Source organism: Mycobacterium sp. 23, from assembly GCF_048287075.1.
GTDB classification, from domain to species: domain Bacteria; phylum Actinomycetota; class Actinomycetes; order Mycobacteriales; family Mycobacteriaceae; genus Mycobacterium; species Mycobacterium gordonae_B.
The window spans coordinates 3,669,326-3,683,466 of record NZ_JBLVUX010000005.1; the positions used below are offsets into that span (position 1 = coordinate 3,669,326).

At 66.7% G+C, this 14,141-nt stretch carries 17 protein-coding genes; 7 read left to right on the forward strand and 10 right to left on the reverse strand.

Going from position 1 to position 14,141, the window contains the following annotated elements:
* Positions 1–26 precede the first annotated feature (26 nt).
* Positions 27–542: a peptide-methionine (S)-S-oxide reductase MsrA gene (gene msrA, locus ACNQS7_RS18165; protein ID WP_418013607.1), complete on the forward strand. Its 516-nt coding sequence runs from the start codon at positions 27–29 to the stop codon at positions 540–542.
* Here msrA and ACNQS7_RS18170 read toward each other — a convergent pair.
* On the reverse strand, positions 532–1,875 hold the full coding sequence (locus tag ACNQS7_RS18170) for a cytochrome P450 (protein ID WP_418013608.1): 1,344 nt from the start codon (positions 1,873–1,875) through the stop codon (positions 532–534). The genes msrA and ACNQS7_RS18170 overlap by 11 nt on opposite strands.
* 115 nt (positions 1,876–1,990) lie before the next feature.
* On the opposite strand from ACNQS7_RS18170, the gene ACNQS7_RS18175 reads away from it, so the two are divergent.
* The 3 genes from ACNQS7_RS18175 to ACNQS7_RS18185 all read left to right on the forward strand — a co-directional run bounded on the left by ACNQS7_RS18175 (position 1,991) and on the right by ACNQS7_RS18185 (position 3,887).
* A complete protein-coding gene (locus ACNQS7_RS18175; RefSeq protein WP_418013609.1) occupies positions 1,991–2,596 on the forward strand; it encodes a TetR/AcrR family transcriptional regulator in 606 nt (201 codons plus the stop codon).
* A 125-nt stretch (positions 2,597–2,721) separates the two neighbouring features.
* On the forward strand, positions 2,722–2,844 hold the full coding sequence (locus ACNQS7_RS18180; RefSeq protein ID WP_418013610.1) for a hypothetical protein: 123 nt from the start codon (positions 2,722–2,724) through the stop codon (positions 2,842–2,844).
* On the forward strand, positions 2,841–3,887 hold the full coding sequence (locus ACNQS7_RS18185; RefSeq protein WP_418013611.1) for a zinc-binding dehydrogenase: 1,047 nt from the start codon (positions 2,841–2,843) through the stop codon (positions 3,885–3,887). The genes ACNQS7_RS18180 and ACNQS7_RS18185 overlap by 4 nt, the downstream gene beginning before the upstream one ends.
* Here ACNQS7_RS18185 and ACNQS7_RS18190 read toward each other — a convergent pair.
* Both ACNQS7_RS18190 and ACNQS7_RS18195 read right to left on the reverse strand, forming a co-directional pair.
* Entirely contained in the window at positions 3,884–4,771 is an 888-nt protein-coding gene (locus ACNQS7_RS18190; RefSeq protein WP_418013612.1) for an alpha/beta fold hydrolase, read from the reverse strand. The genes ACNQS7_RS18185 and ACNQS7_RS18190 overlap by 4 nt on opposite strands.
* 11 nt (positions 4,772–4,782) lie before the next feature.
* Positions 4,783–5,946: a sulfotransferase family protein gene (locus tag ACNQS7_RS18195; RefSeq protein WP_418016049.1), complete on the reverse strand. Its 1,164-nt coding sequence runs from the start codon at positions 5,944–5,946 to the stop codon at positions 4,783–4,785.
* A 100-nt stretch (positions 5,947–6,046) separates the two neighbouring features.
* On the opposite strand from ACNQS7_RS18195, the gene ACNQS7_RS18200 reads away from it, so the two are divergent.
* Both ACNQS7_RS18200 and ACNQS7_RS18205 read left to right on the forward strand, forming a co-directional pair.
* On the forward strand, positions 6,047–6,622 hold the full coding sequence (locus tag ACNQS7_RS18200; protein WP_418013613.1) for a TetR/AcrR family transcriptional regulator: 576 nt from the start codon (positions 6,047–6,049) through the stop codon (positions 6,620–6,622).
* Complete coding sequence (locus ACNQS7_RS18205) at positions 6,619–7,725, forward strand: DUF1214 domain-containing protein (protein WP_418013614.1); 1,107 nt, start codon at positions 6,619–6,621, stop codon at positions 7,723–7,725. Before ACNQS7_RS18200 ends, ACNQS7_RS18205 begins: the two co-directional genes overlap by 4 nt.
* Positions 7,726–7,791: 66 nt before the next feature.
* On the opposite strand, the gene ACNQS7_RS18210 is transcribed toward ACNQS7_RS18205, so the two are convergent.
* The 4 genes from ACNQS7_RS18210 to ACNQS7_RS18225 form a co-directional block, all read right to left on the reverse strand.
* Positions 7,792–8,844: an LLM class flavin-dependent oxidoreductase gene (locus tag ACNQS7_RS18210; RefSeq protein ID WP_418013615.1), complete on the reverse strand. Its 1,053-nt coding sequence runs from the start codon at positions 8,842–8,844 to the stop codon at positions 7,792–7,794.
* The gene (locus ACNQS7_RS18215; RefSeq protein WP_418013616.1) at positions 8,844–9,359 is read right to left on the reverse strand and encodes an SRPBCC family protein; all 516 of its coding nucleotides are present in this window, start codon (positions 9,357–9,359) and stop codon (positions 8,844–8,846) included. The genes ACNQS7_RS18210 and ACNQS7_RS18215 overlap by 1 nt, the downstream gene beginning before the upstream one ends.
* A 72-nt stretch (positions 9,360–9,431) precedes the next feature.
* Positions 9,432–10,541 carry a fatty acid desaturase family protein gene (locus tag ACNQS7_RS18220; protein WP_418013617.1) on the reverse strand — a complete coding sequence of 370 codons (1,110 nt, stop codon included), beginning with the start codon at positions 10,539–10,541 and terminating at the stop codon, positions 9,432–9,434.
* A 28-nt stretch (positions 10,542–10,569) separates the two neighbouring features.
* On the reverse strand, positions 10,570–11,643 hold the full coding sequence (locus tag ACNQS7_RS18225) for a ferredoxin reductase (RefSeq protein ID WP_418013618.1): 1,074 nt from the start codon (positions 11,641–11,643) through the stop codon (positions 10,570–10,572).
* Positions 11,644–11,713: 70 nt separating this feature from the next.
* On the opposite strand from ACNQS7_RS18225, the gene ACNQS7_RS18230 reads away from it, so the two are divergent.
* Positions 11,714–12,400: a TetR family transcriptional regulator gene (locus ACNQS7_RS18230; protein WP_055576058.1), complete on the forward strand. Its 687-nt coding sequence runs from the start codon at positions 11,714–11,716 to the stop codon at positions 12,398–12,400.
* Here ACNQS7_RS18230 and ACNQS7_RS18235 read toward each other — a convergent pair whose 3' ends face one another.
* Genes ACNQS7_RS18235 through ACNQS7_RS18245 form a run of 3 tightly spaced genes read right to left on the reverse strand, consistent with a single transcriptional unit; the run spans position 12,401 to position 14,104 of the window.
* Positions 12,401–12,703 carry a hypothetical protein gene (locus ACNQS7_RS18235; RefSeq protein WP_418013619.1) on the reverse strand — a complete coding sequence of 101 codons (303 nt, stop codon included), beginning with the start codon at positions 12,701–12,703 and terminating at the stop codon, positions 12,401–12,403. It lies immediately after the preceding gene.
* Positions 12,704–12,743: 40 nt separating this feature from the next.
* The gene (locus ACNQS7_RS18240; protein ID WP_418013620.1) at positions 12,744–13,517 is read right to left on the reverse strand and encodes an SDR family NAD(P)-dependent oxidoreductase; all 774 of its coding nucleotides are present in this window, start codon (positions 13,515–13,517) and stop codon (positions 12,744–12,746) included.
* Positions 13,499–14,104, reverse strand: a complete 606-nt coding sequence (locus ACNQS7_RS18245) for a GNAT family N-acetyltransferase (RefSeq protein WP_418013621.1) — start codon at positions 14,102–14,104, stop codon at positions 13,499–13,501. Before ACNQS7_RS18245 ends, ACNQS7_RS18240 begins: the two co-directional genes overlap by 19 nt.
* Between the last annotated feature and the right edge of the window lie 37 nt (positions 14,105–14,141).

Here is a 14,141-nt window from a genome sequence, read left to right on the forward strand (position 1 = left end):
GCCCCGGGCCGGTTAGGAGGACAGCGATGACGAGCACACAAAAGGCCATCCTCGCGGGTGGCTGCTTCTGGGGCATGCAGGATCTGATCCGCAAGCAGCCCGGAGTGATCAGCACGCGGGTCGGTTACAGCGGAGGCGACGTCCCCCACGCCACCTACCGCAACCACGGCACACATGCCGAGGCCGTCGAGATCGTCTTCGACCCGTCGGCCACCGACTTCCGCACCCTGCTGGAGTTCTTCTTCCAGATCCACGACCCGACCACGAAGAACCGCCAGGGCAACGACCGCGGCATGAGTTATCGTTCGGCCATCTTCTACGTCGACGACGAGCAGAAGCGGGTGGCGCTGGACACCATCGCCGACGTCGAGGCGTCCGGCCTGTGGCCTGGCAAGGTGGTGACCGAAGTCAGCCCGGCGGGCGATTTCTGGGAGGCCGAGCCGGAGCACCAGGACTACCTGCTGCGCTACCCGAACGGGTACACCTGCCACTACGTGCGGCCGGGCTGGAAGCTGCCGCGACGGGCCTCCGCTACTCAGTAGGCCCTTCAGTTATGCGGCGCCGCACCACAATCCGGCCGCCATCTTTGGGAACGAACGCCACGCCCCGGCCGTGCCACCGCTCGTCCGGGGCAGTGGTGGGTTCAACGACGAACTGACGCAACACCGTTCGCAGCACCACGTCCATCTCCATGTTGGCGAACGCGGCTCCCACGCAACGGCGGGTGCCGCCGCCAAACGGTATCCAGGCGAAGGCCGATGGCTTGCCGCCGATATAGCGCTGCGGGTCGAAGCGCTCGGGATGCGGGAACACGTCCGGGTTGTCGTGTATCCGGCCGATGTTGACGATGATCGAATACCCGCGGGGTATCACCCACTCGCCGAGTCGGTAGGTCTGCGGGTATACGTGCCGTCCGGCGAGGTCGATGACGGTACGTGCGCGCTGAACTTCCAGAATCGTCGCCTGCCGAAGCTCGCTGCCGCCGCTCTGCGCCTCCTGTACCAGGTCGGCCAGCAGCGCGGGGTGACGGGTGATCCGCTCGAAGGCCCAGGCCAGCGTGGAGGCGGTGGTTTCGTGTCCGGCGGCCAGTAGCGCGAGCAGTTCGTCACCAATGTCCTTGCGCGACATAACCGAACCGTCGTCGTAGGTGCTGCGCAACATCAGCGCCAGCACGTCGTTGCGGTCGGCGAAGTTCGGGTCTGACCGCTCGCGGTCGATCAGCTTGTCGATGACCAGGTCGTACTGGCGCCGGAATTCGGACAGCCTGCCCCACGGGCTCAACCTGCCGTAATCCCGCTTGGGTTTGGGCACCGCCGCCAGACGGGAGCCCAGCGTGACCCACGGGGGAATGATCCGGCGCAGCTCGTCGAGTTCGGCCCCCTCGGCGCCGAAGACCGCGCGCAGGATGGCATTCAGCGTGATGTGCATCATCGACGGCAACGTCGCGAACGACTGCCCTTCCGGCCACCCGGCACTCTCGCGCAGAGTCTCCTCTTCGATGATCGTCTCGTAGTTCTTCATGCTCTTGCCGTGAAACGGCGGCGCCAGCAACCGGCGCCGGCGGCGATGGTCGTCACCTTCGAGCCCGAACACCGACCCGGATCCGAACATCCGGCTCAGATTGGGCTGTATGTTACCCAGCTCGTCCGGGCTGGTGGTGAACACCTGCTTGGCCAGCTGCGGATCAGACACCATCACCATGTGGCCGTACATGGGGATGTGCATGGTGACGGCGGAGCCGTACCGGGCGGTCAGGCGTCGCATCATTCCCTTGCGGGAGAACGCGAAGATGAGGCCCTGGAACAGCTTTGGGATGTGGGTGGACGGCGGCAGCTTGACTTCGGGCACGGCGGGCGCGTCGATGGCTTGGCTCACGGAGGTGTGACTCCCTACGTTGTGCCCCCTCGATCAGGGGTGGTACTGCGGTGTACCAAATGCTTTCCCCGTACGGTACTCTGTGGTACCAAACCTGACAAGCGAAGGACCGATCGTGACGGCAGTGGCTGATGACGCGGTTGCGGCGCAACCCGATCCGTTCCGGCTGCGACTGCTCGACGGCCTCGCCGCGTCGATCGGCGAGCGCGGCTACCGGGCCACGACGGTCGCCGACATCGTCCGCCACGCCCGCACCTCCAAACGCACGTTCTACGACCACTTCGCCAGCAAGGAACAGTGCTTTCTGGACCTGCTGCGCTCCGAGATCAAGATCATGGCCGAAGACATCCGCGTAGCGGTCGACCCCGAGGCCGACTGGCACCAGCAGATCCGCCAGGCCGTCGAGGGCTACGTCGGCAACATCGAATCCCGGCCGGCCATCACGCTGAGCTGGATCCGCGAGCTGCCCTCGCTGGGCGATTACGCCCGCCCGGTTCAGCGCCAGGGCCTCGAGCTGCTCACCGGCCTGCTGGTCAATCTCAGTGGCAGCCCGGGTTTCCGGCGCGCTGATCTCCCGCCCCTGACCGTCCCGCTGGCGGTCATCCTGGTGGGCGGCCTGCGGGAACTGGTGGCCCTGGCGGTCGAGGACGGCCGGCCGGTGCGAAGCATCGTCGAACCGGCCGTTGACGCGTCCGTTGCCCTGCTCGGGCCACGACACTAGTTCACCTGTGCACCAGCGCATTTGAGTGGGCGCCTACGGCGCTGAAACCGCGTAGATCCCGCGGTAGACACACACCCGAAGCCGTGCCCGCACACTCGATCGCGGCGCGGGGCTACGCTCCAACGATGCGCCTATCAACCCGCAACCAACTCAAGGGCACCATCACCGAGGTCGACCTCGGCCTGGAGGCCGGTCAGCCCGCGACGGTGTTCATCAAGTCCACCGAAGTCACGATCGACGTCCAGTGACGGCCACCATGCTCGCCGAGCGTTTTTACGCCGACACCAGAACGGTTGCGCTGGAAGAGGTTCCGATTCCCGAACCCGGGCCCGGCGAGGTTCTGGTCAAGGTTGCGTTCTGCGGGATCTGCCACTCGGACCTGAGCCTGATCAACGGAACGTTCCCTTCCCAGGCGCCGGTGGTGACCCAGGGCCACGAAGCGTCGGGCACCATCGCCAAGCTCGGTCCGGAAGTGACCGGCTGGGCCGAGGGCGACCGGGTGGTCGTCGCCGCGGGGCGCCCCTGCCAGACGTGCCCGAACTGTCGCCGTGGCGACGTAACCAACTGCCTGCGAATTCAGTTGATGGCGTTCGCCTATGACGGCGCGTGGGCCGAATACACCCTGGCGCAGGCGGCCGGTTTGACCCGGGTGCCCGACAACGTCCCGCTCGAGCAGGCGGCAATCCTGGCCGACGCGGTCTCCACGCCGTTCGGCGCCGTCGTGCGTACCGGGAAGGTCGCAATCGGGGAGTCGGTCGGGGTGTGGGGCGTGGGCGGGGTCGGCACGCATATCGTGCAACTCGCCAAGCTGGTCGGCGCGGTTCCGGTGATCGCTCTCGACATCAACCCGGCCGTGCTGGAGCGCGCGCTGGAGATCGGGGCGGACTATGCGTTCGACACCCGCGACGACGGGTTGCAGGACAAGATCGCCGAAGTCACCGGCGGCCGGAAACTCGACGTCGCGTTCGACGCCGTCGGACTCAAGGTGACCTTCGAACAGGCGCTGGACTCACTGACCGCGGGCGGCCGGCTGGTGGGCGTGGGCATGAGCGCGGAGTCGCCGACGGTGGGTCCCACCGCCATGTTCGGGTTGAGCCGCAAGCAGGCGCTGGGGCATCTCGGCTATCAGAACGTCGACATCGAGACTCTGGCCAAGCTGGTTTCCTATGGTCGCCTTGATCTTTCGCGGTCCATCAGCCAGATCGTCCCGTTACGGGACATCCACGCGGGCATCGAGATGCTGGAGCGCCAGGAGGGCAACCCGATCCGGATCCTGGTCCAGCCGTCCTAAAGGCGCAGGAAGGCCCGTAGCCGGTCGAGCACCAGATCGGGGCGCTGGCTGACGATCCAGTGCCCCACCCCGTCGACCAGCTCGACCTCGAAATCCGTTATGTGGTCCGCATATCCGTCGATCAGGTCGGGCGTGATCACCGGGTCCTCGACTCCGGAGAGCCAGCGCACCGGCACCTCGACCCGCGCGTCAGCGAACTCCCCTCGCATCCAGCGCAGCATCTCCCCGGTCTGAAATGACCGGTACCACCGCGAGCCGGCCTCGGCGTGCCCGGGTTGCCGCATGCAGTCGATGTAAAGACGGATGTCGTCGTCGGGGATGTCGAAGCCGCCACCGACCCAGCCGCCCAGGGCGCGCGCGAAGCGGGCCTTGGGGTCGCTGAGCAACCGCGGTCCGATCACCGGCAGCGAGATCGGTATCTGGTACCAGAGTCGCCAGATATTGCGGACCGAAGACAGATCGCGCTTCACCCAGGGCGCGACGGTGTTCATCCCGAAGAACCCGGTCACCCGGTCCGGGTGGCGCAGCATCATGATGAAGGCGACCGGGCCGCCCCAGTCGTGGGCGGCGAGCTTGACCGTGGCGATGCCCAGCTTGTCCAGCACCGTCGCCAGGTCACCGGCCATCTCGTCCTTGGTGTAGGTCGATCGCGGCGCCGAGCTCCAGCCCGCCCCGCGCAGGTCGGGGCACAGCACCCGATAGCCGTCAGCGGCCAGCGGCCCGATCAACTCGTGCCACTCCCACCAATTCTCCGGGAAACCGTGCACGAGCATGATCGGCGGTCCGTCGGCCGGGCCGGCATCGGCGACGTGAATCGTCACTCCCCCGCCCACATCGATGAACCGGTGTTCGACGCCGTCCAGGTTGGGAATGGAGATGGTCATGGTCACAGAACCTACTTCAGGAAGCGTTCGACATAGGGTGTGAACCGGGCCCGCAAGTCGTCCCCGGCGAGTCCGAACATCTCAAAAGAGGTGGCCACAGTGCCCAGCCGGCCGCGCTGATGGCCGGCCAGGTAGCCGGAGATCGCCGCACGCGCCGGGTCCGTGAAAGGTTCGCCGGCCAGGGCGTAGAGCCGCTCCGCCACGCCGAGCTCATCGGCCATGAAGTCGTCGAACCGGACGTCGACGGATCGGTCCGGGCCGATCACGTCGCGGTCGCGGACCAGGGCGTTGAGCATCTGTTCGAGGCGGTCGATCCAGTACCCGGCGATCTGCTCGACCGGCACCGGCGAGCGGTGCATGCGCGCGGAATAGGTGATCATCGCGACCATCGACAGCGCCACCGGCACCGGGTCGCGGTGGGTGAAAACGACGATGCTGTCCGGGAAGACCCTGTTCAGGACGGGCACCTGTTCGAGATGCTGCGGCGACTTGAGCAGCCAGCGCCGGCCGCCGCGCAGGAACTGCATCGCCCTGAGCTGGGTGGCCAGGTAGCGGTAGTGCGGGGTCTGATCGTGGGCCTGGTAGTAGTCACGCCAGCCGGGCACGTGCGCGAGCGTCTCGAACAGCATCGTCGAAAAGTCGTTGGCCAGCAGTTGGATCTCTTCGTGGACATGATCGGTCGTCATCTCGTGCATCAGCGCGAAATGCGGCATCACCAGGTTGATCACGCTGACCGCGACATCCATGCGCGCGCGCCGCGGGTCCGGCGCGATGCCGGCTTCGGCGGGCAGTGGGAATGGCTCGTTGCTCTCCCAGTAGGGCATGGTGCGGAAGGTGGGCGCTGAGGCCAGCAGATTGTGCAGGTGGGTGGTGCCGGTGCGGGGCAGCCCGGCGATCACCACCGGCGAGCGCAGTTCGATGTCGTTGATCTCCGGATGCCGGCGCAGCAGGTCGGCCAACAGCAGCCGGTTCTTCAGCAACTGCAGCAGCTGGCCGTAGAAGTTGACCACGCCGGCCGGGTGCAGTCCGTCGATGTCGCGGAGCGCCGACAGGTAGACATCGAGTCGTTCCCGGTAGTCCGCCGGGCCGAAGTCATCCAGGCCGGTGTCGGCACTTGCCTTGGCGCACAGAGCATCAGCATCCAGCGGGCAGTCCGGCGCCAGCCCCGCCATCATGTCCAGGATCGGCTGCGCCTCGGCGCTGAAGCGGGGCCTGGCCAGGTCGTCGAGCACTACGGTTTCGGTCACGGCGACTTATGTTACTCTCAGTTTCGTAATGGTAGAAGAGCTCGGCCGGCCCCGTGACCCGCGCATCGACGCGGCGGTGCTGGACGCCACGGTCGAACTGCTGGCCGAAACCGGTTATCCCGGTCTACTGGTATCCGCCATTGCCCGGCGCGCCGGTACCAGCAAGCCCGCGATCTACCGACGCTGGCCGAGCAAGGCGCACCTCGTGCACGAGGCGGTGTTCCCCATCGGCGCCGCTACCGACATACCGGACACCGGCTCGCTGCGTCAGGATCTGCGCGAAATGGTCTGCCGCACAATGGAAGTTCTGAGCACCCCGGCAGCCAGAGCGGCACTGCCGGGCCTGATCGGCGAGATGGCGACCGACCCCACCCTGCACGCGGCGTTGCTGGAACGTTTCAGCGGCCTCATCGGCGGTGGGCTCAGCGACCTGCTCGCGAAGGCAGCGGCGCGAGGCGAGGTCCGGCCCGACGTGACGGCTCCCGAACTCGCCGAGGCCCTGGCGGGCGTGACACTGCTGGGCCTGCTCACCCGTGCCGCGGCACTCGATGACGCCTGGATCGACCGCACGACGACTTTGCTCCTGAGAGGAATCAGCACATGACGACGCACGAATCGACCGTGGCCTGGCGTGAATTGCTCAGCGCCCTCGGTGAACTCGACCTTTCCTTCCTAGAGGGCGATCGTGCGGTCACCGACGACCGGCACGTCGCCGACGGCTACCGCATGCTCGGCGCCACCCTGGGGGTGGCCCTCGACAGTTACCTGTTCCCCGAGCCGGGTCGTCCCCAGTTCGTCGCGGTGAACACGCCGTTCCGGCGCGATCGCCGGTGGGGTGGGGACAACACCGACGCCTACTACTACATGTGCCCCGTCGATCCGGACCGCCGCTATCGCATCAGCGGCAATAAGGGTGACAGCGTGTATTTTTCGGTGACGGCGTATAACGAGCCCTCGCCCGGGGCCTGGTCGGACCGCGTGGTCGCCATTATCCGTGACTCCGACGTCGAGATCGACGCCGACGGCAACTTCTCCTTCGAGTTCCCCCCGACGCCGGACGCGGCCGCGCTGATGACGCGCGACTACCAGGCCGACCCGCTGACCGGCCGGCCCGTCGTCTGGAACATCGAGACGCTCGATGAGCCCGATCCGATCAGGCACGGCGATTCCGAAACCGCGGCCAGGCTGCGCGCGGCGGCCACGTGGTTGCGCACCATGTTCGCCATCGTTCCCCTGCCGGTCGGGACGCGTGCCGACGACGCCCATGCGCTCGGGCACGAAGTCGCGCATGCCGCAAATGAATTCGCGGAACCGTATCAGGTCCCGGACGCCAACTTCGGCTGGTCGGCGCGGGACGCCTGCTACGCCTACGGCAGCTTCGTGCTCGAAGAGGACGAAGCGCTGGTCATCACGCACCGACCGCCGTCATGCCGTTTCTGGAACATGGTGGTGTGGAACCAGTTCATGGCCACCTACGGGGCCGGCGACGCGCGTTGTTCGGTCAATGGGCACAGCGCGGTTGCCAACAGTGACGGCTCGGTGACGATCGTGTTGTCCGCTGCCCAAACGGCTCATCCCAATTCGCTGACGACACTGGGGTATCCGCGCGGCAACCTGGCCTTCCGGTGGTTCCTCACCGACGCGGTACCGGCGCGTCCCGAGGTTCAGCTGGTAAAGATCTCCGACGCGCCGGCCGCACCATCCTAGCCCCTCGCGAGCGTGCAATGGCGGCGGAAAAATCGCGAAAAAGCCGCCCTCAGTTCACGTTCGGCGCTATGTGGCGCGCACCAACTCGATCGCCCGACCCAGCGTGGTGAGTTTGTCGTCCAGCGTCTCGCCGGCAGGGTAGAGCCGCACGGTGTTCACACCCGCGTCGCGCCACACCCCGAGCCGGGCACGCACCATCTCCTCGGTGCCGATCAGCGTAGTGGCCAACACCATCTCGTCGGTGATCAGCGCGGCGGCCCCCGGCCGGTCGCCGCCCTGCCACCGTTCCCGCACCGCGGCGGCCACCTCGCTCCAGCCCTGCCGGGAATAGGCCTGGTTGTAGAAGTTGGTGCTGGCCGAACCCATGCCGCCGAGGCTGAACGCGAGTTCCGCCTTGCGTCCGGCCACCATCTCGCGCAACGCGTCTTCATCGGCCGCGAAGGCGACCTCAGCGCCCTGGCAGATGTCCAGGTCGGCGCGGGTGCGACCGGAGGCGGCCAAGCCCTCGTCCAGATGGGCGAAGTAGGCCTGATCGGCACCCTCGGGCACGAAGCTGGTGCCCAGCCAGCCGTCGGCGAGCCGGCCGGTGAGTCGCAGCATGGCCGGCGACAGGGTGGCCAGGTAGATCGGGACCGGATGCTCGGGGCGGGTCGACAACCGCATCGGCTTGGCCTCTCCGCCCGGCCGTGGAATTTGAAACTCCTTGCCGGCATGGGAGATTCTGCCGCCTTCGAAGACGTGCCGGACGATCTCGACGGTTTCGCGGATGCGGGACAGCGGCCTGTCGAACGCGACGCCGTGCAGGCCCTCGATGACCTGGGGCCCCGACGCACCCAAACCGAGCAGGAAGCGACCTCCCGAGAGGTTGGACAACGTGATCGCGGTCTGGGCCACGAGCACCGGCGATCGGGTGCCGACCTGAATGACGCCGGATCCGAGCAGCATCGCGTCGGTGCGTGCCGCGAGATAACCCAGCGCCGACGGGGCGTCGGCTCCCCAGGCCTCGGCGACCCAGCACATGTCGAGTCCCAGGCGCTCGGCCTCGACCACGAACTCGACTGTTTCGGCCGAATGCGCGGTTTGGGAAGCGGACAATTCGACCGTCGTCGCGGTGCGCATCACCGCACCCCGTGCTCGGCCAGCCTCTTGATCGCGGCCAGGGTCTTGTCGATCGCGGCCTCGAACTCCCGCATCCGGACGAACACGATCTTCTGTTCCTTGTCCGGCATCGCATCGATGGCATTGGACAATCCCGAGCGGCCCGGACCCATCTGCGTCCAGAACGAGAGCACGGTGCCGCCGTCGCGCGGTGTCAGCCGGAATCGCCAGGTGGCCGCGGGATATTCGGGTTCGCCGACAGCCCAGGCGAATTCGCGGGGCCGATCGAACGACACGATCTGCGACGTCGTGCTCCAGCGTCCGAATGCATCGTGTTCGTTGTGCCCGACGAACCTGGCGCCGACGCGTGGCTCGCTGACCCCGTCCAGCCAGGCCACGGATTGCAGCTCGTTGCTCAGGGTCGGCATCAACTCGATATCGGAGATCAGACTCCAGACTCGCTGCGGCTCGGCGTCCACCCATGTCCAGGATTCCACCGTCGGTTTGTCCGAGTATCGCGCGCCGGTCCACTCCATTTGGCCCATTCTCCACCCGAAAGCCCGGAGCATCGATTTCTCGAGCCCCGGGCTTCGGTTGGGCGGGTCAGGCTATGCGGCGATCAGCTCCTTTTCCGCAGCCTTCGGCTTGGCCTTTGCCTTGCGGTGCCACGAGTCCGGAACGCTCAGCCGGACGATCTTGCGGACCACCGTGCCGAACTGCTTGAGCAGCGGTCCCTTGTTGTAGGGAATGCCGTAGCGCTCGCAGATCTCCTGCACCTCAGGCGCGATCTCGGCATACCGGCGGGCCGGGATGTCCGGGAACAGGTGGTGCTCGATCTGGTGGGACAAGTTGCCCGACATGACGTGGAAGAACTTGCCGCCGGTCAGGTTCGCCGATCCGAGCACCTGGCGGAAGTACCACTGACCGCGTGATTCACCCTCGGTCTCCTCGATGGTGAACTCCTGGGTGCCCTCCGGGAAGTGGCCGCAGAAGATGATCGTGTACGCCCACACGTTGCGCATCAGGTTCGCCGTGAGGTTGCCGGCGAAGACGAACGGCGCGAACGGTCCGGCCAGCAGCGGGAATGCGACGTAGTCCTTGAGGGTCTGGCGGCGGACCTTCTGCCAGATCTCCCGCAGGGTGTCGCGCTTGTCCCGTATGGAGATTTCTCCGGCGCGGATCCGCTCGGTCTCCAGCTCGTGCAGCGCCACACCGTACTGGAACAGCACCATCAGCAGGAACGCGTACACCGGGTTGCCCAGGAAGTACGGCTGCCAGCGCTGGTCCTCGCTCATCCGCAGGATGCCGTAGCCGATGTCGCGGTCCATCCCGACGATGTTCGTGTGGGTGTGGTGCATGTAGTTGTGCGAGTGCCGCCATTGGTCCGACGGGCAGGCGCTGTCCCACTCGAAGTCGCGACCGGAGATCGTCGGGTCGCGCATCCAGTCGTACTGGCCGTGCATGATGTTGTGCCCGACCTCCATGTTGTCCAGGATTTTCGCGAAGCCCAGCATCGCGGTGCCGAACAACCAGGTCGGGGGCAGGAACAGCAGCGCGCGGCCGCCGACTTCCAGGGCGCGCTGGGCCTTGATGACCTTGCGGATGTACTCGGCGTCCTGTTCGCCGAGGTCGGCCAACACCCGTTCCCTGATGGCGTCGAGCTCGCGGCCGAAGGCGTCGGCCTGCTCCTTGGTCAGCGTGATCTTGTTCTGTGACATGGCTTTTCCTCCTTGAGGTGAGTGTTGGCTAGAGGGCGATATCGACGTCGCCGACCGGAACGCTGACGCAGATCTGCACGTCCTCGTCGGGGGCGGTGGAGACGGCGCCGGTGACCAGATTGCGCACGGTGCCGGAGGTCTTGCGGCGCGTGCAGGTGTGGCAGATACCCATCCGGCAGCCGTTCTGGGGCGTCAGGCCGGCCGCTTCGGCCTGTTCCAGCAGCGACCGACCGTCGTCGGTGACGTCGACCTTGCTGTCCGCGAAACTGACCCGTCCACCCGTCGGGTCGGCCGGCGGCGCGAACACCGGCGGGACGAAACTTTCGGTGAACACATTTTCACAGAGGCCTTTGACGGCATCGACCAAAGCGTCGGGCCCACAGACGAACACCGCGTCGGGCGCCTCCATCGCGGCGGCCAGATGCCCGGCGCCGAAGCGGCCCTTTAGATCACCCGAACCCGAACGGGTGAACCCGTGCAATACCCGAACCCCGCGCATCGCCGCCAGCTCTTCCCGGTAGCACGCCTCCTCGGGGGTGCGGGCGTAGTGCACGAACGCGACCTCACCGGCATACCGTCGTGCCACCAGCGTGCGAAGCATCGCCATCACGGGAGTGATGCCGCTGCCACCGGAAATGAACAGGATGCGCCGGGGCAGTTTCTCCGGCAGGACGAAGTCCCCGCCGACCCCGTCCAGGCCGACCACCATGCCGCGGCGTGCCCGCTCGTACAGGTAGCTCGACACCAGCCCTCCATCGTGGACGCCTATGGTCAGCTCGATCTCGGCGCTGCCTTCGACGTTTGCCGGGGAGTAGCACCGCGAGTGCATGCGGCCGTCGATCTCGATGGTCACATTGACGAACTGGCCGGCGCGGACACGGTAGCGCTCGGTGAAGGCGTCATTGGGAGCCAGCGTCAGGGTGACGCTGCGCGGCGTGCTTCGCCGCACGTCGACCACCTTCGCGCGGGCCTGCCCCGAGGTCCAGGTCGGCGTGACAAGCTCGGTGTACCGGTCGACGCCGTGCGGCCCGGTGAGCAGATCAACGAGGTCGGAACTCAGGACTCGCTTGGCGATCGTCCGAGTGAAAGTTTGAGTGAACATGTGTACACCGTGTCATCGATCGGCGCAGGTGGTCAAGGGTTTTCACCCGTTCTGTGTTACGGTTCACATAGTGAACAGTCGTACTCCTAGCTCACACCCGCGGCGGTCGAGCCGGGAACGGGGCCGCGAAAGCACCCGTGACACGCCCTCGCGTGAGGAACGCAAGGAAGCGACCCGGCGGGCGATCATCGCCGCGGCGCTCAAGGCGCTCAACGACCGCAGTTTCAGTGGGCTGAGCCTGCGCGAGGTGACCCGCGAAGCGGGGATCGTCCCCGCGGCCTTCTACCGCCACTTCGAGTCGATGGAGGCCCTCGGCCTGGTCCTGATCGACGAATCGTTCCGCAGCCTGCGCGACACGCTGCGCGGCGCCCGCGCCGGCAAGCTGGACCCCAGCCGGGTCATCGAGTCATCGGTGGAGATCCTGATCGGCAGCGTCGCGGACCAGCGCGAGCACTGGCGCTTCATCTCCCGCGAGCGCTCCACCGGCGTGTCCGTACTGCGGTACGCGATCCGCACCGAGATCCGGCTGATCGTCTCGGAGCTGGCCACCGACCTGGCGCGCTTCCCGCGGCTCAATGAATGGAGCACCGAGGATCTCAACGTCCTGGCGAGTCTGTTCGTCAACGCGATGATCGTCACCGCCGAGGCGATCGAAGATGCCCAGAGCACGGAAGCCCTCGAGGAGATTCACCGGATCGCGGTCAAACAGCTGCGCATGATCACCATCGGCGTTGCGTCGTGGAAGAGCGAACCCTGATCAGTCGTCGACGACTTCGAACAGCGAGTCGCCGTCTTCCGGTGTGCCGTCGATCTGGCCACGGTGCGCGCGGCCAGGGGTCACGTCCGGTGGCTCGACATCCGGGATGACATCCGGCTCCTCCTCGGCGAGGCGCTGGTCCAGCGACTCCCCCTCCCGCTCTTCTCGCGCGGTCATGCCGAATTTGTCGGCCTCAGTCCAGCCCTCGGGCGGATCGACGACGGTGTCGCCGTCGTCGTTGCGCACCTCGTCGGAGTCGGTGGACTCGCTCGGGTCCAGAGTGTCGCCGGGGCCGGTATCCATAGCCGGGTAGTTTCCCAGCGGCCTGCGAGTTAAACCCCGGTCACACCGACAGCGGGTAACCGCCGCTGAGTTTGAGGGTTTCGCCGGTGATGAATGACGCCGCGTCCGAACACAGGTAGAGCATGGCGGCCACCACGTCGTCCATCGTGCAGATCCGGTGCACCAACTGCAGACCATGCACGTAATCCTGGACCAGCGAGCGCGGCACATCGGCAAGTGCGCTCTCGGTGTTGGTCAACCCGGGCGCAATCGCGTTGACGCGGATCAGATCCGGCGAGAGTTCGGAGGCGAAGGCGACCGTCAACCCGCGCACCGCGAGCTTGGAGACCCCGTACGGCGTGCTGCTGGAGTAGCCGGCCGTCGACGACATGTTCAGCACCACCCCGCCGCCGCGGTCGCGCATCGAATCACGGCACGCCAGAGTGCAATTGATCACGCCCATCACGTTCACGTCGAACATTCCGCGCACGTCGTCGCGGGACAGGGCGCCGAACGGTTGGTTGTACTTCATCAGGTGCCGGCCGGCATTGTTGATGAGAATGTCTACGCCGCCGAATGTTTCGGCCGATACCTCCACCGCGGCCTCGACCTGGTGCTCATCGGCGACGTCGCAGGGCACCGCGATCGCGCTGGCGCCTTGCGATGTCAGTTCTGCGGCTGCCTGGCCGGCACTCGCGGCGTCGATGTCGGCGATCACGGCGTTGGCTCCGCGGGCGGTCAGCGCCCGCGCGAAAGCACGCCCGAGTCCGGCCGCTGCGCCGGTGATGAACGCGGTCTTGTCGGCGAACTGCGCGGTCACTGCGGATCGCGCCACATCGGCCACAGCGTAGGACCACCGTCGGGAATCGTGATCTCCCCGGTCACCCGGAAGCCGAAACGCTCGTAATAGGGCACATTTTCGGGCTTGGAGGACTCCAGGTAGGCGGGGCAGTACTCGGCGTCACAACGCTGCAGCCGGGACCGCATCAGCACCTGTCCGAAGCCGCGGCCGCGAACATCCGGGTCGCTGCCGATGACCGCCAGGTACCAGTGCGGTTCTTCCGGATGCGCGCGTTTCATGATTGCCTGCAGCGTGCGGCCTCTCTGGGATTTTGCGCCGAACGCCCACAGGAAGGTCGGCAGCTGAGCCAGTTCCGCCCACCGGGACTCTTTCCATTGATTCGGCGGATCCCACAACGCCGCCGCACCGATGCCGGGTCCATCGCCGGCCACCTCGACGCCCCCGCGCCGCAGGTGATGGTGGCGGGTCATGGTGGCGAACACCCGGCCCAGGTGCTTTCGCCGCGCGTCAGCGTCGGGCAGGATCCACATCGTGACCGGATCGTCGAAGAATGCGCGGCCCAGGGTTCGGCCCAACTCGCGGACATCAGCTCTTTGCGCCGGACGCGCCTGTGGAGTCACGTCACTCACGGTAGGTGCGTCGCGCGGGGCGCGCCAG

Coding starts and splice junctions, on each gene's coding strand:
- ACNQS7_RS18180 (WP_418013610.1), top strand. CDS start 2,722: ATGCGCCTATCAACCCGCAACCAACTCAAGGGCACCATCACCGAGGTC.
- ACNQS7_RS18215 (WP_418013616.1), bottom strand. CDS start 9,359: ATGGAGTGGACCGGCGCGCGATACTCGGACAAACCGACGGTGGAATCC.
- ACNQS7_RS18225 (WP_418013618.1), bottom strand. CDS start 11,643: ATGTTCACTCAAACTTTCACTCGGACGATCGCCAAGCGAGTCCTGAGT.
- msrA (WP_418013607.1), top strand. CDS start 27: ATGACGAGCACACAAAAGGCCATCCTCGCGGGTGGCTGCTTCTGGGGC.
- ACNQS7_RS18220 (WP_418013617.1), bottom strand. CDS start 10,541: ATGTCACAGAACAAGATCACGCTGACCAAGGAGCAGGCCGACGCCTTC.
- ACNQS7_RS18210 (WP_418013615.1), bottom strand. CDS start 8,844: ATGCGCACCGCGACGACGGTCGAATTGTCCGCTTCCCAAACCGCGCAT.
- ACNQS7_RS18190 (WP_418013612.1), bottom strand. CDS start 4,771: ATGACCATCTCCATTCCCAACCTGGACGGCGTCGAACACCGGTTCATC.
- ACNQS7_RS18205 (WP_418013614.1), top strand. CDS start 6,619: ATGACGACGCACGAATCGACCGTGGCCTGGCGTGAATTGCTCAGCGCC.
- ACNQS7_RS18235 (WP_418013619.1), bottom strand. CDS start 12,703: ATGGATACCGGCCCCGGCGACACTCTGGACCCGAGCGAGTCCACCGAC.
- ACNQS7_RS18195 (WP_418016049.1), bottom strand. CDS start 5,946: ATGATGGCGGGGCTGGCGCCGGACTGCCCGCTGGATGCTGATGCTCTG.
- ACNQS7_RS18200 (WP_418013613.1), top strand. CDS start 6,047: ATGGTAGAAGAGCTCGGCCGGCCCCGTGACCCGCGCATCGACGCGGCG.